The organism is Arthrobacter globiformis (assembly GCF_030815865.1).
In the GTDB taxonomy this organism is placed as follows: Bacteria; Actinomycetota; Actinomycetes; order Actinomycetales; family Micrococcaceae; genus Arthrobacter; species Arthrobacter globiformis_B.
The window spans coordinates 765,449-786,324 of record NZ_JAUSXI010000001.1; the positions used below are offsets into that span (position 1 = coordinate 765,449).

Here is a 20,876-nt window from a genome sequence, read left to right on the forward strand (position 1 = left end):
GCCTACGAGGAAATGCCCCCGGAGTGCGCCTCACCCGCATCAATGGCAGGATATGAATTAATTTACTACAAGATTAGACACTCGGTTTATCAGGATGTAGACTAATGGGCATTAATTATGGCGTCCCGGGAAGGATCCAACGTGACAACAGAACTCCCAACGCAACAAGCACTGGCTGGTTGCCCGACATTCCCCGCGGACGCGGACGCCCTTCCCGCTGAAATCCTCTCGGGTAGCAGGCTCGAAGCTGCGGGAGACGAATGGTCGCTTGGGAGTATGCAGCTTCCCTCTGAAGCAATACCCGACGAAATATCCTTGGGGTTGTTCGGCGTCCTTGCGGATATGACAACGGGTAACGCACTCGCCCGCTCTCTGCCGCCCCTGACCAGCCTTCGAACGGTCAATCTCCGGATGGACGTAGTTGGGGAACTGGCCACGCCAGGCGAAATGGTCCAGGCTCGCGGCGAGCAGCTATGCCTGAACGAACATTCCGGAGTATCTCAGACAACCGTCCGTCGACCGGACGGTGCAGCCCTCCTCGTTTGTACGGCGAGGTTCATCGTGGTTCCACATCAACCCCTCGAACCACTCCTGAGCGGACAACAGGAGGCGATGCAGTTGCGGCAGTCGGCTGTGGTGTCAGAACTTTTGGGTGTGACTGCGGTTGCGCATCGTGGGGAAGAAGTTCAGACACTCATTACTCCAAGCGACCGCATGGCAAACCACCACGGCGTTGTGCACGGCGGACTGCATGTGGGAATGGCGGATTTTGCATTGCGGCGAGCCGCTCAGGGGAAGGCCGGTGCACTGCCCGTCCGGCTCGTCGACCTTGCCCTGACGTATCATCGGCCCATCGTTATTTCGCAAGAGCGCCAGCTGGTCATCCGCAGCCGCGTGGAACGAAGAGGCCAGCGTGTGATCATCGTATCTGCGGACATAGAATCGACTTCCGGCCGTCTCCTAACGTCGTCCCAAGGGACGGCGCTCCTCCAGTAGGCCGGCGCTGGAGACTCGCACTCTGGGAGAGCAGCCGACCGGCCGGGAGAAAGTTCGACGCTGACGATCCGCCCGGCGCCCTCCGGCCGTCCGGAAGGCGAAGGAATAGGCCTGGGCCGTACTGCGCACCGCCATTCGAGGACGCCGCGACGGCAAAAGAGGAACTCGAGAACGCGGTCGAGGCAACCGGGCGCCCGGAGACGAACGGGCTTGCCGCCCAATATGACAGGCGGAAAGAGCCGGAGTTGCTAATCAATTACCCTCTAACGGGACAATTCGAAGCCAACATCAGCGCCACAGGAAACGGCAAACCCACCCCAAGTCACCCGGGATTTAGTTCATCGCGGAGTTGAACGCTGGGAGTTGAGCGGCAGGTTGTCGATCAGCCGCACGGCGCCGACCTTCGCGGCAACCAGTGCCAGCCGTTCGCCGCGGAAGGGTGTCTCGTGGCAGTTCTTGGCGAGCGGCTCCAGCGTGACGGGATCGACGACGTCGAGGTAGTCGAGCTGGACCAGGGGCTGGGACTCGATCAGGACCCTGGCCGAACCGACATCAAGCGGCTCCTTCGTGTTGGCCCGCGCCTCGATGAGGTGCAGCGCGCGGGACAGGACCAGTGCGGCCTCGCGCTCCTCGTCGGAAAGGAAGCGGTTCCGGCTGGACAGTGCCAGTCCGTCGGTGTCACGGGCGGTTGGCACGGCTACGATCTCAACGGGGAAGTTGAGATCGGCCACCATGCGGCGGACCAGGGCCAGTTGCTGGGCGTCCTTCTGCCCGAAGTAGGCGCGATAAGCCGGCAGCCCGCCGCCGGAGCCGGCGACGAAGGCGCTCCCGGCGGGAAGGCCGGTGCCCGGGGTGCCCAGGTGCAGCAGCTTGGCCACCACGGTGAGTGCGCCGTCGAAGTGCCCGGGCCGGGACGCGCCCTCCCACTTCTCCCCCAGCGGACCGGAGGTGATCCTCACCATCGGCTGGCCGCCCGGGTACATCTCCTCGACCGACGGCGCGAAGACCAGGTCCACGCCCTGCTCCTCGAGCAGTGCCATGTCCGCCTCGAGCGTCCGCGGATACCGGTCCAGGTCCTGTGCCTCGCCGAACTGCAGCGGGTTCACAAAGATGGAGGCCACCACGACGTCATTCTGTTCGGCGGCTGTTCGGGCCAGCCGCCCGTGGCCTGCATGCAGGGCGCCCATGGTGGGCACGAGGCCCAGGGAGGAGCCGTTCTTTTGCGTCAGCAGCAGGCGGCTTTGCGCGCGGAGGGACTCCGCCGTCGTAACAAGTCGGATTGCCATGTCAGTGTCCTCCCTCGGGCCCCGTTGCCGTTTTCCTGCACGGCCATCATGCGGGCCGCCGTCTGGGCCATCAAGTGCGATACGAATATCGCCCGCCTGAACCGGTTTCAACAAACCCCGCTCTTCGGCGCTTCACGCGGTGGCCTGCGCCATGGCTAGGTACGCCGCGAGGACGTCCCCCTTCTCCAGGATCGCCCCAGCAGCGACCCGAGCATACGGTCCGGCGCCTCGACGCGCATCTCGGCCAGCAGCTGCGACGCCTGTTCCACGAGGGTGACCAGACGGTTCGATCCGTGGGCCAGGGCCGCGTGGTAGATGGTGCGGTGGCTCTCGGCAATCACCACCGGTTCGCCCCCCTCTCGACGACGAGTACCTGGGCGATGGGAAGCATGGCGGCGTCCGCCGTGACGCCGAACATGTAGTCCAGCAGCCGGCCGGGTCAGGTCCAGGCTCATGTCGGGACAAGCCGCGCACCGAGCATCAGTTCCGGCGTTCCACGATGTCCTGGACCTCCAGAACTGGGATGCCGGGCAGAGCCAGCAAGTGGCCTGCCGGTGCGTATCCAACCGGTAGGCCACTTGGCAAACCTGCGTCTTCATACAGAGCGGTCCAGTAAATTACTGATCCGTTCCGAAGCTGCGGCCACTCATCTATGTTTCAGCCGTGCTGCACGGCTAGAACGGCTCCGATTTCACCTGGTTCCTGTGGAAATCCTGTGAGGCGATACCACGCCAATTCCCGAGCCACCTGCCGTTCGGCGGTTGCGGCCATAAGCTTTCGCGCTCTGCGCGCCTTGGTCGATCCGCTATCCGCGACTAGGGCGTTAAAGAGATGTTGGCTAACTTCTTTCATCCGGCGGTTTTGATCCGAGATATCGGACAACGGGATAGATGCTTCCTGCGGTGCCGGACCGGCCTCGGACAGCACTGCTCGCACCTCCGGCGTGGTTTCCGCGGCTTCCTGGGAAAGCTCATTAAGTAGGTTGCGGTATTCGATGTTTTCAATTACCTCGTAGCGGTACTCGTGTTCATGAGTATCAATGAGGAATTCGAGCGCGGCAGAAATGAGCTGCGCCTGCTCGTGTACAAAGTCGTTCCCGTCGGGCAGGACTGGCATTACAGAGTCCTTGAACCGGAGGTGAATTGACTTCAGCTGCTGGGTGATAGAAGGAATCACGGTTTAGTCCTTTGAGAGAATTCGGTTTAGCTCGCCGTTAAAAAACGCCCCTAGCCCAGGATAAATATAGTTGTACATCACATCGAGTTGAGTCATTCGAAGTGCGGCATTTCGAGGAGCCGTTCCGATCAGGGCAAGCACGGACCAGTACAAGTTGTACACAAGGTAGTATTCAAGGCGTTTCCGATCAACCGGCAGACCCGAGACTCGCTCATATTCGGAAATGAATGTCTCCGTCTCAAGGAGTCCGGCGTTCAGGAATGTGCCTGACTCGTCAAGGGATCCCCAGGCAGGCAACATTGCGTAGGCAAGATCGGAATGCCGATCTCCCAGGTAGCAGAGCTCCCAGTCAATGACCGCAGTGATCTTCCCGGCTTCTTCATCGAAGAGAAAATTGCCGTTGCGGAAGTCGCCGTGAAGAAGAGAGATGTGGTCAACGGTGGGTCGATTTTCCCAGAGCCACTGCTGCGTCAGGATCATCGTCGGATGCGGCTCCAGGGCATCCTCCTCCCAAGCGCGGTCCCAAAAAGCCAGCCGCCAGTCAATCGCGTCCGTGGTTTGTGGCCGCGGGATGTCGAATCCCGTGAGATCGGCGGCTGACCAATCATGCGAATGCAGACGGGCCATGTGATGTACGAATTGTGGTGCCAGTTTCTTCTGCAGACGTGGCCCGTACACAGTTCCCAGGCCTGTTGCCAACGGGACGGCGTCCGTGGGCGAGGATACCCCGGCTATAAAACTGCTGATTAATGCCGGCGACCCAAAATCTGCGGCATCGAGGGTCATCCAGTATGCCTTGGGCACCGGCAATACCGATTCCGCGGCCCGCAGCATATAGAATTCCCGTTCGATGTCCGTTTCACAGCATGCACCTCGCGCTTTGATCCGCAGAACCATTCGCTCGCTTTCGCTGCCCCGTCTTAGCGTGAAGCTGTAGCACTCGTTTGCGCCGCCACCAGACATCTGAATGACGTCCGAGACAGCAAAATCTGTCCCGACGTGTTGTGGGAGGAAGTTCTCCAAGCGGGCGTGTGCTTCGATTGCGGTGAGGCCGGTCTTATTATCCGGTCCGAGCGCGCGTCGGCGAAGCCGCTCGTCAAGGATTCCGGTTAGATTTTTCTCGATGCGGTAACGCGAGTGAAGGTCGGCTATGCGGGCATCAATTGTTGGGTCGGGAACTTGTTGGAACTTTTCATCAATAAAAACGGTCACCAGGGTCTCCTAATTTTAATACTTGTGAATACTCAAAAACTACGTCAGTCAAACGATGTAATTACCGACCGAGCTATTGCGCCACCTTCAAGCTTCTTGTAGGCGTCGTTGATGTCCCGCAGTGAGATTTCCTGGGAAATCAGATCATCCAGGTTTAGCTGGCCATCAAGATATAGCTGGGCATAGCGCGGTATATCCTTTTTGATATTGGTTGACCCCATCTTGATGCCCTGAATCTTCTTCTGCCCGAAAATCATCTCGGTCATTACGTCGACTTCAATTTTGCGACCCGGTTGCTGGACACCGATCAGGTAGGCGCTTCCTCCCATTCTGGCCATGGAAAGAGCATCCTCCGCCGTCTGCTTCAGCCCGACAACTTCAAATGAGTGATCGGATCCACCCCCGGTAATCTCACGCACTGCCTTTACCACATCGACATCTGCCGAATTTATTACGTGAGTGGCGCCGAATTTTTTTGCTAGGTCCAGCTTTGACGGCTGCACATCGATTGCAATAATCGTGGCAGCGCCTGCAAGACGGGCACCGCTAAGGACGCTGAGTCCCACACCGCCTACGCCTATGACGGCGACGGAGTCGCCTGGCCGCACTCCCGCTGTATTAATGGCGGCGCCAGCTCCGGTGATAACCCCGCACCCCAGAAGCGCTGCGCGGCTGAAGGGGATGCCTTTGGGTACTTTGGCGAGCTGATTGCGATGGGTGAGAATCTCCGCGGCGAAACCGCCGAGCCCGAAGGCCTGGTTGATGGGTGCGCCATTGCGGCTCAGGCGTGAGGGTTGATCTTCTGCCCGTTGTGTTTCTTCAGGATTTCCACATTGGTAGCTGCGGCCTTCCAAGCAGGACATGCAGTGCCCGCAGTATTGAATGAGACTGGCCACGACGTGGTCTCCGGCCTCGAACTCGGTTACTTCTGATCCGACGCTCTGGACGGTGCCGGCAACTTCATGGCCCAAGACAGCAGGCCAATGAGTTCCTAAATCATGGTTTACGAAGTGCAGATCTGTGTGGCACAGGCCCGAAGCTTCGACCTTGACCCTAACTTCATGAGGTGCGGGGTCATCAAGAGTAATTTCCTGAACCTGGAACTGACCATGCAGGTTGTCAACGACTGCAGCCTTCATATTTCCTCGTTCCATCGACAAATTGGGAACCAAGCCTGTTGGTTCAGATTTGGGCGGTTGAGTTGTGGCAGGGACAAACAGGGCCTGCGGCCGTGCCAGGATGCGCCCTGGCGGTGGGAGGGGGAATTAGCCAGCATGGTAAATGGATTTGAGTTGCTGGTAGCCCGCCAGTGCTTCGGGGCCGAATTCCCGCCCTAGGCCGCTGGCCTTGACGCCGCCAAATGGGGCGTTGAAGTCGAGTGCATAGCCGTTGATGCCGATCGTGCCGGTCTGCACTCGGCGCGCCACAGATAGGGCGCGTTCGTGGTCTGTCGACCAGACAGAGCCACCTAGACCGAATTCAGAGTCGTTGGCGATCGTCACGGCATCATCTTCGGTGTCGTACTTGATGATCGCGAGAACAGGGCCGAAAATTTCTGCCTGGGCTATGGTCGAACTGTTGTCGACATCTGCGAAAACGGTGGGCTCGACGAACCATCCACGGTTGAATTGGGAGGGTCGGGCTCCGCCGGCGACGATCCGCGCGCCGCTCTCGCGTCCGGCGGCGATGTATCCTTCCACGCGGTCGCGGTGTTCCTTCGACGCCAGTGGGCCGACATCGGTGCCCGGATCTAGAGGGTCTCCGACCTTCAGGGAAGTGGCCCAGGCAGCTACGGCACTGACGATTTCGTCATACCGGCTGGCTGGAGCGAGAATTCGGGTACTGGCCGCACACGTCTGTCCGTTATTGGGAATTGCAACATGCAACAACCCATTAACGACCTCGTCGAGGTCTGCGTCGTCGAGGATGATTGCAGCGGACTTGCCACCCAGTTCCAGGCTGACCGGCCTCAGCAGCGCGCCGCAGGCCTGTCCGATCGCCCGGCCGGCGGCTGTTGACCCCGTGAATGAGACTTTATCCACCCCGGGGTGCGACACAATGTAGGCGCCAAGCTCCCGGCCACCCGGCACCCAGTTAATGACGCCCGCCGGTACCCGCGCCTCCTGGACCGCTTCGGCGAAGATAAAACTGTCCAGCACAGTACCCGGGGAAGGCTTGATAACAAGAGTGCACCCGGCGGCCATAGCCGGGGCAATCTTTGAGACCGCCAACAGGACCGGGTAGTTCCAGGGAACAATACCCGCGACGACACCGATCGGCGACCGGCGCACCTCCGTGCTAGACCCGAGTGGTGAAGCACGCAGCTCCTCTGTCTGCATTGCCCGGGCTTGCTGGGCGTAGTAGCGAAATACCGAGACGACATAGTGTCCTTCGAAGGCGCGACTCAATTCATGAGGCATGCCGTTCTGCTGGCTTATCACCAGGGACAACTCGTCAATCCGCTTCTCCAGTGCATCAGCCACCCGGTCTAACACGTCGGCGCGCTCGGCCGGGGCGCTCTGCCCCCAGCCCGATTCGAAGGCGCTCCGCGCGGCGGCCACGGCCCGGTCCACATCAGCCGGCTCTGCCTCTGGAACGCTGCCCAACACTTCTTCGGTCGTGGCGTTAATGACGTCGATGCGATTCGATCCGCTGGGCTGGACCCACTCGCCCCCGATAAAAAATGTCTTGTGATCCAACGACACAACTAAGCTCCTTTGCTTCAGGGAAATGCGAGGAAAGAACCCCAAGGCGTAGCCCTAGGGATGTGCATGATTGAGCGTCGATATTCGCGTACGACTCATTCACGTGACCCACGACACGACCAGACTAAGGCAGGAACGCGGAGAAGGTCAACACTACGATCGGATCATATAAAAATTTTGTAGCATTTAATTTTCCGCCACCCTGCACGGCCCAAACCAGCGGGATGGCGGCGGAATCACGGGGTAATGTGACCCTTGACACGGTAGCGGCGGCGTGTCAGAGTTCAGGAATGCTTCGAACCCCGAACCAAAATGCGGAAGATGAGGAACCAGCATCCCCGCCTGCGGAACAGCTGACGGTCTGGCCAAAAGCCCTACGACTGGCCAAGGAGCTTCGCCCGCCCCTGACTATGCTCGGCATCTTCCTCCGGGAAACGAACCCCGGGGAAAGACTCACTACCTCGCAATGCCTGGTGCTCAGCCAGCTTTCCGGCGCCGATTCGCTGCCCATGTCAGAACTCGCGGCGGCGGACAACAAAGTTCTATCAACGATGACGGAACTCGTCGGACGGCTCGTCGCCGCCGGCTATGTAACCAAAGACAATGGGGTTGAGGACCGCCGTCAGGTTCGCGTTTCGATTACCGACTCCGGCCGCACGGCGCTTGCGGCAACTCTTCTCCTCAGAACCGAGTTGCTGGCCAGCAGGATTGACGGTCTAACCGGAACCGAGCAAAGCGCCCTCGAAGCTGCATTGCCGGCGTTATGGAAACTGGCTGCGATTGACCCCACTATCTGGCCTCGAGTGGTCCGGCAGCCGCTGCCACGGCGACGGACTGGTAAAACCTTACGCGCAAACGAGCCGAGCGGGTCGGAAGTGGCACCAAGCGCCGGACGAAAAGAATCCAGGAAAATTCAGACTCAAGCCGTAAGAGGTCGTGAGAGCAGATGAGAAACAGCTAGAGGCGAGCGATACGAGTTGGCCAGCTTTGGGGCCGGCCACCCACTGCAGCTTCCGAGCGACATGGTCCCGGCTGCGCCGACCCTGAAAACGTGGTCCGAGTCCAATCGGATGCAGCCTGGCTGCGAACCTGCATCGAATCGGGGCATCCCCTTCAGCGACCCGATGAACACGACGCAAGTTGCAGCTTCAGCGAGAGCACAGTTACGTGCCTGCAACAGGGCCCTTCAAGGGCTCGGGTCAACCCGCTTCCAGTCGCACACTGGGGGAGCGGCACATGCGGCTTACGGCCGGACGCCCCTTACCCCTCTCATAACACTTCACCTCTGGGTGTTCCGCACTCGATGCGGCCAGAGGCACGAGATTCAACCCAAGAGAAGGCAAAAATGTCCCTACCTGTTAATCACCAATCGTCAAAAGCGACGATCGACGTGCGTGAAGAAATTGCAAATTCCCAGCTGCGGCCCCGTCACTGGGCCTTGGTTTGCCTAATATCACTTGCCATCGTCTTCGATGGCATAGACACACTGGTTCCCTCTCTTGTGATCCCCACCCTGCAAAAGCTTTGGCAGCTCTCGCCAGGCCAAAGCGGACTGCTGGTCTCCGCCGGACTAATCGGGTTTGCCGTCGGGTCGCTGACGCATGGACCTGTTGCCGACCGGTTTGGACGCCGACCGGTATTCGTTGCCGGGCTTCTGATCTCTGGAGTGCTCAGTGTGCTGACGGGAGCAATGGGAACCTCCTTTGAAATGTTTGTCATTCTTAGGGCGCTCACCGGCGTCGGGCTGGGCATCCTACTGCCACTAGGAATTGCCTACCTCAACGAATGCATGCCCCGACACGCAAGAAACCGGCTGTCTGTACTTAGCGCTGTCGGTTTCTCTGCCGGGGGTGTTATCGCTGCCATCTTCGGCATCTTCCTGATGCCCACCCTCGGTTGGCAGTCGCTGTTCTACCTCGGCGGCACCACAATACTGCTGGCCGTGCTTTACCACTTTGTGCTGCCCGAATCCCCCGAGTTCCTCGTCTCCCGGGGCAGGGTCGCTGAGGCGGCAGCTGTCCTGAGCCGGCTTCGCCCGGAGCGGGCAGACTCATACCGGCAAAGCACGCTGGTACCTGGTATTCAAATTGATCCCCAGGTCAAAGACTGGCGTCTGCCGCTGAGCCGGACGTACCGCGGTCGGACGCTGGCCTTGTGGTACACCACGTTCCTTTTGCTGTTCGCCGCATACGGCCTGACCGCGTGGACGCCGACGTTGATGATCGGCCGGGGTCTTGGCCAGGCAACTGGTTTCACCCTTGGTGCCGTCCTGGCGGCGGTCGCCATCATCGGTGGGCTTGGCGGAGCCTACATTGCCGACCGCTGGCTCGGGGCCCGCCGAACGGTCATGATCGCGGCCGGCCTTGGTGCTGCTTCTTCGGTAGGCATTGGAGTTGTCAGCACAGGACTGCTCAGCATCATCACAGTGAGCACCACCGGCCTTTTTCTCCAAGGCGCGCTATTCGTTCTTTACAGCTTTGGTCCTCAGGTTTACCCAGTCCACGCAAGAAGCACCGGACAAGGGCTAATGATGGGCGTCGGACGCTGCGGTGCGGTCCTCGGACCCTATATCGGTGGTATCCTCATCGGCATGCTCGGTGGCGGTGACTCGCTCTTCTTTGTAGTCGCAGCCGCAGCAGTGCTTTCGATTCCTGGGCTCCTGCTATTCATTGTTTTCCAGAAACGCCAGGACGCTAGAACCGTATCCTGAGAACCTGATCTCACCGCAGCATCAAGCGAGCCCTCCACTTCGAGGACGAATATCGGAGGCGACGACTAGAGCGGTGCCCAGAAGATCGTTAGCTTGCGATCCGAGAGGCGATTTTGCTCGCCGCCATTCCTCCATGGACCACACGATTCCAAGGCCCGGGAGTATACGGGGCAACATACAGTGCAGCGATCCCGGTCAAAGATAAGGAATTTAAGGTTCTCCAGGATCTGACGGTAAGAGACTCACCGCTAAACGCCGCCGGTCGGCGGGGTCGGCAAGGGCTAGTCCACCGTCGCCGGTACCTTCCTGGTCCGTCAGATTGTGTCGCTTTACCGTTGATCACGCTCCGAACGGCGCCGTTCAGTTGTCACGGAACGGCGTCGTTCGGTTCTGATCTGAGGGGTTGCCCAATACGGGTCTTGCTTCGTCTGGGAGACTGCCACAAATTTTCGAGTTCCCTGATTCCATGCGTTAAGACCCAAGTTCTGTGGCTGAAGTCCAGTTGCTCGGGTACCGATGCTGAAGCTCGTCGCTGTCGCAGGCCTGGCCAATGTCCAGTCCCTTGTGCCCTCGAAACTACCAACACATTGTTTCGCCGTCATTAGGAGTTTCTTTGTCTGCAACACCGGCCAAGACAGCTCCCTCACCCGAAAGAAGCTCAGCTACATGACCATGAAAGAAGATATCTGCGGCTCCTCTGACCTCATCTACAGCCCACTGGTTAACCTGCGGGATCTGGGGGGTCTGCCTGTGGCGGGTGGTCGCGTCCGCAGCGGGCTGCTGCTGCGCAGCGACGACGTTTCTGTCACCACCGGCGACCAGGCCGCACAACTGGTGGCTGAGGGGCTTACAACCATTCTCGACCTTCGGTCCCAGGAGGAAACGCGGCGGAGTGGGCGCGGACCCTTGGGCAGGTTGCCCGTCACGTACCACCATCTGCCCCTGATGCCTAACTTGAGCAGTCCGGACCATCAGACCGAAAATTTCCGCGACCGCACAGCCGAAGGCATAGGTCGCTGGTACGTCCGGCTGCTGGAATCCCGGGCGGAAACTATCGTCAAGGGTCTGGACATCATCGCGGATACCCGTGGAACGGTCATTTTTCACTGTGCCGGCGGCAAGGACCGCACCGGAGTGTTTGCCGCATGCATCCTCACAGTGTTGGGCGCTGATGCTCTCACGGTGGTTACCGACTACGCCCGGACACAGGAGAGCCTGGGGGCGCTCACGGCCAGGCTGGGTCCTCTGATGCAATCGCCCATTGGCGGAATACTCGCCCGGAGCACCGGCGCATCGGGAGGTGATACCGCGACAGCAGCAGTGCCTGTACGGGCGATCATGTCCGCGGCTCCCGACAACATGTTGAATATGCTCTCGGAGCTGGAGCGCCGCTACGGTGGAATCGTCCCGTTCCTCAAGTCCGAGGGTCTATCCGATGACACCATCATCCGGTTGAACGACCGCCTGGTGAGATTAGGGTAAGCGACGGCTCTGAGCGCTCACACCGTTCAATTCTCGGTCGGGCCAGCCCCGATCCATGCAAGCCGAAGTTACTGCCACCGCCAGCCGGTCACGAACGCCTTTAGCGGTCTCTTTGGTCCCACTCAGCCGATGGTCACCCCCGGCTCCGCAGGCATCCGGATCTTAAATCGTGTGGAAAGATTGCGGAAGTTGGGGGATTCTACGGTTGGCTTTAAAGACGCCGTTGATGGGTCCGTAGTAGGCCCGTGGGTGTGGAAGTAGACCAGGCACAGGGCGCTGTCTTCCCGTTGAGTGGCAGCCCGAGGCGGGAGTTTCGGGAGGGGACCGGACAGCTGGCGTGATGAATACTGTTGAGCTTCCGGGAGCAATGCCCGCGAGGTTCACGTCGTGGTGGGTCACGTCGTGAGTGTCAGCCAGCCGCGGTGTCCCAAAGCGTCCTGCTGGATGCTCCATGCGGACTTCGTTGACTCGGTGGTCACCCGTGGCCCAGGGCCACGCGTTGACAACATTTACCTCAGAAGTTTTCAGCCTGCAGCCTCTAAGTGCGCGACCGGCGGAATTTTATCGCGATAGACAAAGGTGCTGCGTTTGAAGACTTCAGCAATTACTGAGGAACGTACGGCGGCGACGTCGTCATCGGCGCGGATTGCTTCTGTGAGCTCGCGCAGTTCTCCCATGCTCCTCACGGCTACTTGGGCGAGGAGGTGTTGGTCTGAGGCGGATGCCCATCTGGTCTCGGGGCGGGAAGCCAGGCGCCTGCCTGCACGGTCACTGCGTCCGTGACAACTGATCATGATGACGGCTTCGATGGGGAAGCCGAGAGCCGCCGGGTCGACAATGGCGCGGATGAACAGCGCGCCTGATGAAATCATCGAATCCAGGCGGCGCCTGACTGTTGCCTTCGAGATGGACAACACGGATGCCAGCTCGTCTGCCGAAGCTCGGCCATTTCTGCTGAGCATCCGGGCGAGTTCATTGTTGGTTTGGTCGAGGGGCTCAAGTTGCGTGCCAACGCGGAGGCTCGCGAGTCCGGAATCCTCCTCCGGGTGGAGAGCGGCGTACTGCTCGTTTGTGAGCACTGCAGGTCGCCAGCCTGAGACGCTGCGGAAGTAGTCCAGCAGCGGTGCCATGGTGAAGTGCTGAATTCCGTCGAGGGAGCCCAGTTCTTCATATAGAAAATGACTGAGTTTATTCACTGGCAGCAGCAGCTCGGCGGTGCATTCGTTCGCACGGGAGAGTGTCGCTACCCAGATCGTTTCCCCCCGTTCGGCCAGCCATGTTGCCGCTTTCCGAACAGATCTTGGTTCTGCAGTCAGTGTTAGAAGGAAAATCGAGTTGAGTCCGCTCGCGTAGGGATTGACGACGGCGTTCGTTTGAACAATTCCTGCTTCGAGCAATTTGTTTCCGCGGCGTGCCACGGTGCGCTCCTGCTGACCAATCACGTCCGCGATATTCCTCCAGGACGCACGTCCATTGCGAACGAGAGCCGCCACAATCTGCCGGTCCATCTCGTCGAGGTTCTCCATGAGGATGGGTTCCTTCCACAATTGGGGATGTACACAGAGTAGGGTACGAGCGACTGGTGGGAAATCCGGGGCTTACCAAATTGAAACACCAGTCCCTCGCACCCTGCCAAGCGGGCGGCCCTGCGAAAACGACCTTGGCTTTCAGATGCTCTGCATATTGAGTTCATCCTGAAGTTCGTTGATTCTTGCGCGGCGGACCGGCGGTGCCATGACGTCGTCCGGTATCGGACAGATGTAGGGGGTCTCTGCAATGATGGTGTCGAACTCGGCCTTTGCGTCGGCGATGAGTCCCTGGTCGGCGAACAGGGACACGGCAGTGCCGGACATTGCTTTGGCCGCGTAGATCATGCCCTTGTGTGCGGCAGGCAGCTTGCCCTGCGCTACTACCTGCCAGGTGTGGAGAGGGGTGCCTAGTGCAAAGCTTGCGGCCATGATCTGCACCGTTGGCACAGACCAGCTGACGTCGCCAACGTCGCTCGAACCCGTCAGCTGCACGCGCGGCAAGGGGCTCTGGTCCGGGACTTCGTCGTGGAGGGCCTTCTCTTCATTGGGGCCCCATCCGATCGAGGTCTTGGCGTTGCGGACTTCGCGGTGATCCAGTCCAGCCGCGAAACGGGCGGCAGCGGATTGGTCCATCGCGTCGAAAGGAACGCCACCGAGGGCCTTTGTGGTTTGATAAAGAACCTGTTCGAGGGCCTCGTTGGGAAGAATCTCGGAGCACGCCCCGTCGAACTCAACGGTGAGTTCAGTTTCGGTCATCAGGGCCGCTCCCTTTGCGACCTTGAGCACCCTCTCGTAGAGGTCGCGCATTTGTTGCCCATCTGTGGCACGGATGATGTAGTAGACCGAGGCTCGGGGTTGCACGACGTTCGGTGACAAGCCGCCTGCGTCGGTAATTGCGTAGTGGATCCGCGCCGTGTCCGGCATATGCTCGCGCAAAAAGTTTGTGCCTACGTTCAACAGTTCCACGGCGTCGAGCGCGCTTCGCCCCATGTGCGGTGCTGCGCCGGCATGGGCCGCTACGCCTTTGAAATGGAAGTACACCTGTGCATACGCAAGCATCAGGTTCTGCTTCCAGAGTGTGCTCGCAAAGGGGTGCCAGGTGATGGCGGCATCAACCCCGGCGAAGGCCCCGGCCTTGACCATAAAGCTCTTTCCGGCGGCCGCTTCCTCAGCTGGGCACCCGTAGTACCGCACGCGCCCAGGCAGACCGTTCTTCTCCAGATACCGGGCCGTGGCAACGGCCGCGAGGAGCGAACCGGCGCCCAACAAGTGATGGCCACACCCTTGACCGTTTCCGGAGTGGTTTCCCGGATCCGGGCATCGCTCCGTGTTTCCGCCGTCCTGGCTCAACTCCGCTAGGGCGTCATACTCCCCGAGGAATGCGATCACGGGGCCGCCGGATCCCTTCGAGGCAGAGAATGCAGTCGGTATCCCGGCGACCTCCCGCGAGATGGAAAAACCGTAGTTCTCCGCCAAGGCGATCTGTTTGGCGACCGCGGCGTGTTCCTCCCATCGCAGTTCGGGTTCGTCCCAGATCGAGTCCGACAATGCTGTGAATTCCGGGGCCAGAGCCTCGATGTCTTTAATCAAATGATTCAGGTGTTCCATAGTTGATTCCCTTCTATCGGAGATTGGGCGTGGCCGTCGGCGAAGACCGACCCATTGATAGGACAGTCCCGCCGATTTTTTGGCATTGGCCCCTAAGGGCACGCCCATGGACGGTGTCGGCGAGATCAGGTGCCTCGATTAGGCCTGGACCCGTGACTGCCCACGGTTCCGGATGGCTGATTTTTTCGGTTCCGCGCTTGCCTAGTGAGGAACAGTTGCCGTTGGGGACCCTGACCCACTGGTCGACTGCGTTTTGGAACGCGTAAGCCAGGCCATGATGATGGTCAGTATCACTGCAATGGCAGTAGCGAAGACCGTGATCCCCGGAGCTAGCGGTGCGCCTATGAACACAACCAGTCCGGCAATGACCGCAGCGACTATGGTGGTGCGGATACTCTTCAGAGCCAACACGCTTTGGAGGACGACCGCACCAAAAATTGCCGGCAGAATGTACAGCCTTGCGACACTGATCATTGCGGGTGGCAGCAGTCCAACTATCAACGTACCCAAGACGCCCACGAAGACGATGAGTGTCGTGATATGAACCAGCACCGCACCGATAATTGCGCTGCCGGCGATCAGTTCCGCCCTGCGGCTGCCGGGCTTTTCACCCAGCTGGGCTTGCGCCACGATTGCGGCGGGAAGGAGCTTATTGGATATGTTCCCAATTAGGAAAGCCTGGTACATCGCAGAGCGGCCGAGGATAGGAAAGTATGATACAGGCTCGACGATGGCGAAGAGGCCGAAGGTAGCCACTACGGCCCCGACCGCTCCCCACAATTCCAAGCCAGTGATACCGAGACCCGTTCCAAAAGCTGCGTAGAGAGCGGATACAAGGGAAATCAACAGCCCGAGTCCCAAGGTTATGGGACCCCAAATTGAAGTGGTGCGGTCAAAGGCGGCGAAGCCGCTGCGGATTTGCGTGGAAGCTGACATCGAATGCTTCTTTCTACGGCTTAGGCGACCGGCGCGGAATTGGTGACGAGGTATGCAACGGCCAGCGAGACGAAAATCGCGATGCCCAGACCCCACTCCCGAAGCCAGGGGAGATGGAAACGCTTGGCGATCAGGAGGCACAGGCCCATGGCAGCGGCAGAGGAGATCACGGTGAGAAGGTGAACGGGGGACTTGAGGGTCTCCTGGAAGGTCAATGTAAAGAATGCTGCCAAAAGCGCCGCGGCCGGAACGACAGTCATGACCGCGGGATTGACTTGGCGGAGCTTGGCGTCACCTTTGCTCAGGATGGGTGTCAAGATCAACGTTGCCAGCATCCAGAGAAGCCCGCCCATTGTCATTGCAGCGAAACCAAGAGCAAATATTTTCTGTGTGTACGTGGGGCCTCCGAGTTGGGCACCCTGCGTTCCCGCCGCCAGCCCTGCAGCGGCGACGTCGAAAGCCGCCGAACCGACCAGACCAATCCTCGTGAGCACAGCGGGAGTACCGAAAAGCGGCAGCAACGAGATCGCGATGAGGGCGACGGCAAGGGAAGGTCCGATGGCAGCTACAGCTCCAGTTCGGACAGAGCTTCGGACCTGCGAAGGGCTGAGATCGGCGTCGCCTGCGGCTTGCCGGATCGCTCTGAAATAGATGACGGACTGGAGAATGATCACCAGGAAAACACCGGCGGCGCAAATCCAGAGCACCGGGTGATGGATCAGGGGCTGGATATCCGTCGAGCCCGGATCGACAACTGTGACAACCACCGTTACTCCTTAGGAGTTCGAGAAAGGGGGAGACATGTCGAGGAGCTTCATCAGAACGGCCTTATATGTCGACATGCATCAAATATGGCCCCTTGCATGGCGGTAAGTCAATCTTTTTTGTCGTTATGTAGTTCTCTCCATCGCTGGACCCGCGCCAGGACGGGCGAGGCAGTGAGCGCCGACATTTTGCGCAATTTCGCAGCGGCTCGGTGGGCTTCCACGAACTCGCTCCCGCAGACGTGCTGATCAACGGGCAGCAGGCGCACGGGGGACCCGCAGTACCCCGGTTTACTCATCGGCTTGGCGGCTTGATGTATGCGGCTAGGGCTATCTACGGACGAAGAACTTCCAACAAATGCCGCTGTTGACGGGGGTACGGTCCTCGGCGTCCTTATCAAGTGTGCTAATCGTCGTCCAATACCTGTGGAAAATTCCCCGAATAGGACCCCTGTACCCAGCAGTGTGACCTTCGTCCCCGCGCCATCCAGTTCGGGGCAAGCCGGCCTGCTGCGCTGGATCAACGGTCTGGGTGTGCCAAACAGGGAATTGTGGGGATCGGTGACCCGTACAGGCCGGCGCGTCACCGCCGCAATGGTGTTCCAGCGGTTCAACCTGTCACATTGTTGCGGTTGGGCCAATTTGGGCGAAGACCCGGTGAGTTTTGCCCTATCGGGAACCGGATGATTTGGACACCGTTACGGCTCTCTCAAGGAAGATCCCATTATGCTCCCGAGGCGTATCCGCATTGCTGTTCCTAGCTTGCCCTACTGCAGGCCGGCAACGCGATGCCGCCGAAGAGCACGGGAGGACCTGCCGTAGCCGGCTCTGGTTCGTGGGAACGGACAGGCGTACCGTCGATTACGACGGTGATCGCACGCGGGGAACCTCGCTGTGAACCTGCACGCTGAGCACCATGCCGATCCACGTGAAGGAGCCGGAAATGGCGGGATGGAATGCGGATACAGCTGCCGGGCCGCTGGGCGCCGGTATCGTGACCCTCGTGGAGGGATCGTCCTTCTGCATCTCCCAGCCCAACGGGGACATCTATCCCCAGCTGCCACACGGGGTCTTCTTCCAAGACACCCGCATCCTGTCCCGCTGGAACCTGACCGTCAACGGCCAGCCGGTGGAGCCGCTGGCGACGGAAACGAAAGCACCCTACAGGGCGCTGTTCGCAGGCCGGGTGCCGCGCGCGGACGGCTATGCCGACAGCCCACTACTCGTGGAACGGCAGCGTGACGTGGGGGCCGGCATCCTGGAACAGGTCACGGTCCGCAACTATTCGCTCAAACCTGCTGAATGCGTAATTCGCCTCAGTGCCGAAGCGGACTTCGCGGACCTCTTCGAGGTGAAGGAAGCGCGCATCCAGCGGCAATGGGACGAGACGCGGCAGCCCAAAGGCGGATCGCTGACTATCAGTGCCACTTGGCAGGACGTCCACAAGGGTGTCACCATAACCGCCGACGGGGCCAAGGCCACGGCCGATGCTTTGGCTTATGACGTCGTGATACCGGCCAAAGGGCACTGGAGCATTCGTTTGAGCGTGGTGCCCACTGTCGATGGCAAGAACCTTGCGGCGCCGATCGTCCATCCTGCACGGGGTGAAATGTCACCGCGCGACGTGCGACGGCAGGAGTGGGTGGCAAGGATTCCGGTCGTGCGGATGGGCAACCGTTCCGTGCAACGAACGCTGCAGCGCAGCTACGACGACTTGGGCGCGCTGCGCATCGAGGACCCGGAGTACCCTGAGCGCGTAGTTGTGGCTGCCGGGGCGCCCTGGTTCATGACCCTGTTCGGCCGCGACTCCTTGTGGGCATCGCAGATGGCGCTCCCAGTGGACCCGTCCCTGGCCCTAGGCACCTTACAGACCCTGGCCGAGCGTCAGGGCAGCGCGGTGGACCTCTTGAGCGAGGAGGAGCCGGGCAAGATTTTGCACGAGGTTCGGCTCGGCGTCTCCAGTGGGCTGTCCCTGGGCGGCAAGAACGCCTACTACGGCAGCGTCGACGCCACCCCCCTGTTCGTTAACGTGCTGGGCGCAGTCAGCCGCTGGGGTTTTGCAAGGGAAACCATCGCCGCCCTACTGCCCAACGCAGACCGCGCGCTTGAATGGATCCGAGACTACGGCGACAAGGACGGGGACGGCTTCGTAGAATATGAGCGGCTCAACGACCATGGCCTGCTCAACCAGGGTTGGAAGGATTCGTGGGACGGAATCAACTTTGCCGATGGGCGTATGGCGGAGGGGCCCATCGCGCTGTGCGAGGTGCAGGCGTACGTCTACAGCGCGTACATGTCCCGGGCCTGGATGGCCTACGACGCCGGCGACAAGCCCTTAGCTCGCGAACTGCAGGAACGTGCGGCCCGGTTGAAGCGTCGGTTCAACGAGCAGTTCTGGCTGCCGGACAAGGGCTACTACGCTGTCGCCCTGGACAAGGACAAGCGCCCAGTCGACGCCTGCGCCTCCAACATGGGGCAATGCCTCTGGTATGGCATCGTGGACGAAGACAAGGTGCCGACGGTGGCCGAGCGCCTGATGTCCCCGGAGATGTTCAGCGGCTGGGGCGTGCGGACCCTGGCCAGCGACATGGGCGCCTATAACCCCGCCAGCTACCACAACGGCTCCGTCTGGCCCCACGACAATGCTGTCATCGTGGCGGGCCTCCTGCGCTACGGGTTCGTGCACGAGGCCCAGCGGATCGCCACTGCGCTACTGGAAGCGGCGGACTACTCGGACGGCCGCCTGCCAGAACTGTTCTGCGGCTTTGACCGCGAACAGTTCGGGCATCCCGTGCCCTATCCTACGGCGTGCTCGCCACAGGCCTGGGCGGCAACCACGCCGATCTTCCTGGTAACGAGCCTGATGCGCTACGACGTATACGTGTCCCTCGGCGGCCTCTGGCTGGACCCAGTCCTCCCGGAATCCTTCGGCGACCTGCATATCAACAACGCGCCCACAGGCGCCGGACCCGTCACCATAGACGCGTCCGGTACCAGCGCCTCCGTGTACGGCCTGCCCCAGGGAATGGTCCTCCACAGCGGACACCGGCTGTGGATGACCGAACTCATGGAGCGGGCAAATCTGCGCCCGGAGATATAGCATTTACCGTTTCTCGGTTGCCCGGTCCTGCTGCTCAACAAGCGTTCGTGGGTGTCGACCGCGAGGCCCCGCGCAGGTTCTCCTGGCACTGCTCTTCACGTCTGCTCCGATTTCGCGCATAGTTGATGGCTGTGCGTGCTGGGTGCCCTTGCGGCGGAGGCTGATCCCGACCCCCTCCACTGCACGCAACGGATCGCTGACGTGCGCGACGAATCTACCAGTGGCAATCCGCCGCAAGTTCACGGTTGGAGTCGGACTGACCACCGCTCCAAGAAGCCTTCGACAGCGGAGTATCGCCGGGTATGGGCATTAGGCCCGTAACCGGTTCCACGGCGCAAAGATGGACGGGGATCAGTTGGCCAGCGAATGGACAATGGACTGGGCTTCGGCCATCATCTGCGGGATGAAGCTTGCAACGTCGATGCTTTCGCGAATTCCGGAGGCCACCTGCCCGGAAAGCACCAACCCGTTATTGACGTCACCTTCAATTTGGGCGCGCTGCATAAGGCGGATCTTCTCCCGCACACGCGCGAGGTCGTTGCCTGATCCGGCGCGGTGCAAGGATCCTGCGAGGGAGAATTTATCGGTGGCGCTATTGCGCAGTGCACGGCAGGGCCCGTGCACGCCGTCGAAGGCGACATCGGAGCTCTCTTCGGCGTCCAGTACGGCCTGCCGATAAGCGGGGTGCCAGTCCAAGTCGTTGCTGGCGATGAAACGGGTGCCCATGGCCACACCGCTGGCCCCCAGGCACCAAGCCGCTGCCAGGCCACGACCGTCCCGAAAGCCCCCCGTGAGTAGCACCGGAACGTCGACGGCCTCGGTGATGTTTGGTCCCACGACCATGGTGTGCATGCCGCTGGCCGGTGCGTGCCCACCCATCTCGAAGCCGGCGGCGATGATGACGTCAACCCCGGCGTCCACCGACTTTCGGGCCTGGCGGGTGCTGCCTACCTTGTGCTGGTGCACCAGGCCGGCCTCGTGGATCCGGTCGACGAACCTGCCCGGGAAGCCTGCCGAGGTCGTGATGGCACGGAGCCTTTCGCGAATCTCCGGGCTCTCCTGCTGGGCCTCGAGGATGGCTTCGATATAAACCTCGGCGTCGGGCAGGGACTGCCCTCCCGAGTCCACGCCGACGGGGATGTTCACGGCGAAGGGCCGATCGGTAAGGCTGGCGCAGAGCCGAATGTCCCGTTTGAGCACCTCTGCTCCCTCAGCGAGGTTCTCGGGGATACCCGGCATGCTCACCGTGCCGAGGCCCCCAGCCTGCGAGACCGCAGCGGCCAATCGCGCGGTCCCGAAGGGCCCCATCCCCTCTTGCACGATGGGGTGATTGATGCCCAAAAGCTGAGTGTAATTCCTGTAACCCACAACG

15 protein-coding genes and 1 pseudogene are annotated in these 20,876 nt (G+C 60.6%); 5 read left to right on the plus strand and 11 right to left on the minus strand.

Features of this window, described 5'->3' with window-relative positions; translation table 11 throughout:
- Window positions 1–141: 141 nt before the first annotated feature.
- Window positions 142–996, plus strand: coding sequence for a PaaI family thioesterase (locus QFZ33_RS03555; RefSeq protein WP_307024911.1), 855 nt, complete (start codon window positions 142–144; stop codon window positions 994–996).
- Window positions 997–1,334: 338 nt separating this feature from the next.
- Here QFZ33_RS03555 and QFZ33_RS03560 read toward each other — a convergent pair whose 3' ends face one another.
- The 6 genes and pseudogenes from QFZ33_RS03560 to QFZ33_RS03585 form a co-directional block, all read right to left on the minus strand.
- Complete coding sequence (locus QFZ33_RS03560) at window positions 1,335–2,282, minus strand: 4-phosphopantoate--beta-alanine ligase (RefSeq protein WP_307031649.1); 948 nt, start codon at window positions 2,280–2,282, stop codon at window positions 1,335–1,337.
- Window positions 2,283–2,342: 60 nt separating this feature from the next.
- Window positions 2,343–2,715, minus strand: a pseudogene (locus tag QFZ33_RS03565) (DUF2520 domain-containing protein); the annotation flags it as partial.
- A 224-nt stretch (window positions 2,716–2,939) separates the two neighbouring features.
- Window positions 2,940–3,458 carry a hypothetical protein gene (locus QFZ33_RS03570; protein ID WP_307024913.1) on the minus strand — a complete coding sequence of 173 codons (519 nt, stop codon included), beginning with the start codon at window positions 3,456–3,458 and terminating at the stop codon, window positions 2,940–2,942.
- A 3-nt stretch (window positions 3,459–3,461) separates the two neighbouring features.
- Entirely contained in the window at window positions 3,462–4,670 is a 1,209-nt protein-coding gene (locus QFZ33_RS03575) for a phosphotransferase family protein (RefSeq protein WP_307024915.1), read from the minus strand.
- A gap of 44 nt (window positions 4,671–4,714) precedes the next feature.
- Window positions 4,715–5,809 carry a Zn-dependent alcohol dehydrogenase gene (locus tag QFZ33_RS03580; protein ID WP_307024917.1) on the minus strand — a complete coding sequence of 365 codons (1,095 nt, stop codon included), beginning with the start codon at window positions 5,807–5,809 and terminating at the stop codon, window positions 4,715–4,717.
- 126 nt (window positions 5,810–5,935) lie between these two features.
- Window positions 5,936–7,369 carry an aldehyde dehydrogenase gene (locus tag QFZ33_RS03585; RefSeq protein WP_307024919.1) on the minus strand — a complete coding sequence of 478 codons (1,434 nt, stop codon included), beginning with the start codon at window positions 7,367–7,369 and terminating at the stop codon, window positions 5,936–5,938.
- A gap of 296 nt (window positions 7,370–7,665) precedes the next feature.
- Between QFZ33_RS03585 and QFZ33_RS03590 the strand changes: the two genes are divergently transcribed.
- From QFZ33_RS03590 to QFZ33_RS03600, 3 genes are all read left to right on the plus strand, one after another.
- Window positions 7,666–8,325 carry a MarR family winged helix-turn-helix transcriptional regulator gene (locus tag QFZ33_RS03590; RefSeq protein WP_307024921.1) on the plus strand — a complete coding sequence of 220 codons (660 nt, stop codon included), beginning with the start codon at window positions 7,666–7,668 and terminating at the stop codon, window positions 8,323–8,325.
- A gap of 395 nt (window positions 8,326–8,720) precedes the next feature.
- A complete protein-coding gene (locus tag QFZ33_RS03595; protein ID WP_307024923.1) occupies window positions 8,721–10,085 on the plus strand; it encodes an MFS transporter in 1,365 nt (454 codons plus the stop codon).
- Between the two features lie 666 nt (window positions 10,086–10,751).
- Window positions 10,752–11,567: a tyrosine-protein phosphatase gene (locus QFZ33_RS03600; RefSeq protein WP_307024925.1), complete on the plus strand. Its 816-nt coding sequence runs from the start codon at window positions 10,752–10,754 to the stop codon at window positions 11,565–11,567.
- 524 nt (window positions 11,568–12,091) lie between these two features.
- Here the strand turns inward: QFZ33_RS03600 and QFZ33_RS03605 are convergent.
- From QFZ33_RS03605 to QFZ33_RS03620, 4 genes are all read right to left on the minus strand, one after another.
- On the minus strand, window positions 12,092–13,093 hold the full coding sequence (locus tag QFZ33_RS03605; RefSeq protein WP_307024927.1) for an Lrp/AsnC family transcriptional regulator: 1,002 nt from the start codon (window positions 13,091–13,093) through the stop codon (window positions 12,092–12,094).
- Between the two features lie 141 nt (window positions 13,094–13,234).
- Window positions 13,235–14,704, minus strand: a complete 1,470-nt coding sequence (locus QFZ33_RS03610) for an amidohydrolase (protein ID WP_307024929.1) — start codon at window positions 14,702–14,704, stop codon at window positions 13,235–13,237.
- 201 nt (window positions 14,705–14,905) lie between these two features.
- Entirely contained in the window at window positions 14,906–15,640 is a 735-nt protein-coding gene (locus QFZ33_RS03615) for a hypothetical protein (RefSeq protein ID WP_307024932.1), read from the minus strand.
- A 20-nt stretch (window positions 15,641–15,660) separates the two neighbouring features.
- Window positions 15,661–16,407 carry a DUF5058 family protein gene (locus QFZ33_RS03620; protein WP_307024934.1) on the minus strand — a complete coding sequence of 249 codons (747 nt, stop codon included), beginning with the start codon at window positions 16,405–16,407 and terminating at the stop codon, window positions 15,661–15,663.
- A 940-nt stretch (window positions 16,408–17,347) separates the two neighbouring features.
- On the opposite strand from QFZ33_RS03620, the gene QFZ33_RS03625 reads away from it, so the two are divergent.
- Window positions 17,348–19,504: an amylo-alpha-1,6-glucosidase gene (locus tag QFZ33_RS03625; protein ID WP_307024936.1), complete on the plus strand. Its 2,157-nt coding sequence runs from the start codon at window positions 17,348–17,350 to the stop codon at window positions 19,502–19,504.
- 351 nt (window positions 19,505–19,855) lie between these two features.
- On the opposite strand, the gene QFZ33_RS03630 is transcribed toward QFZ33_RS03625, so the two are convergent.
- Complete coding sequence (locus QFZ33_RS03630) at window positions 19,856–20,845, minus strand: NAD(P)H-dependent flavin oxidoreductase (RefSeq protein WP_307024939.1); 990 nt, start codon at window positions 20,843–20,845, stop codon at window positions 19,856–19,858.
- Window positions 20,846–20,876 lie beyond the last annotated feature (31 nt).

Excerpts from the sequence above, each read along its gene's own strand:
- QFZ33_RS03615 (WP_307024932.1), bottom strand. The coding sequence starts at position 15,640 with ATGTCAGCTTCCACGCAAATCCGCAGCGGCTTCGCCGCCTTTGACCGC.
- QFZ33_RS03595 (WP_307024923.1), top strand. The coding sequence starts at position 8,721 with ATGTCCCTACCTGTTAATCACCAATCGTCAAAAGCGACGATCGACGTG.
- QFZ33_RS03590 (WP_307024921.1), top strand. The coding sequence starts at position 7,666 with ATGCTTCGAACCCCGAACCAAAATGCGGAAGATGAGGAACCAGCATCC.
- QFZ33_RS03600 (WP_307024925.1), top strand. The coding sequence starts at position 10,752 with ATGACCATGAAAGAAGATATCTGCGGCTCCTCTGACCTCATCTACAGC.
- QFZ33_RS03605 (WP_307024927.1), bottom strand. The coding sequence starts at position 13,093 with ATGGAGAACCTCGACGAGATGGACCGGCAGATTGTGGCGGCTCTCGTT.
- QFZ33_RS03625 (WP_307024936.1), top strand. The coding sequence starts at position 17,348 with ATGGCGGGATGGAATGCGGATACAGCTGCCGGGCCGCTGGGCGCCGGT.
- QFZ33_RS03610 (WP_307024929.1), bottom strand. The coding sequence starts at position 14,704 with ATGGAACACCTGAATCATTTGATTAAAGACATCGAGGCTCTGGCCCCG.
- QFZ33_RS03580 (WP_307024917.1), bottom strand. The coding sequence starts at position 5,809 with ATGAAGGCTGCAGTCGTTGACAACCTGCATGGTCAGTTCCAGGTTCAG.
- QFZ33_RS03560 (WP_307031649.1), bottom strand. The coding sequence starts at position 2,282 with ATGGCAATCCGACTTGTTACGACGGCGGAGTCCCTCCGCGCGCAAAGC.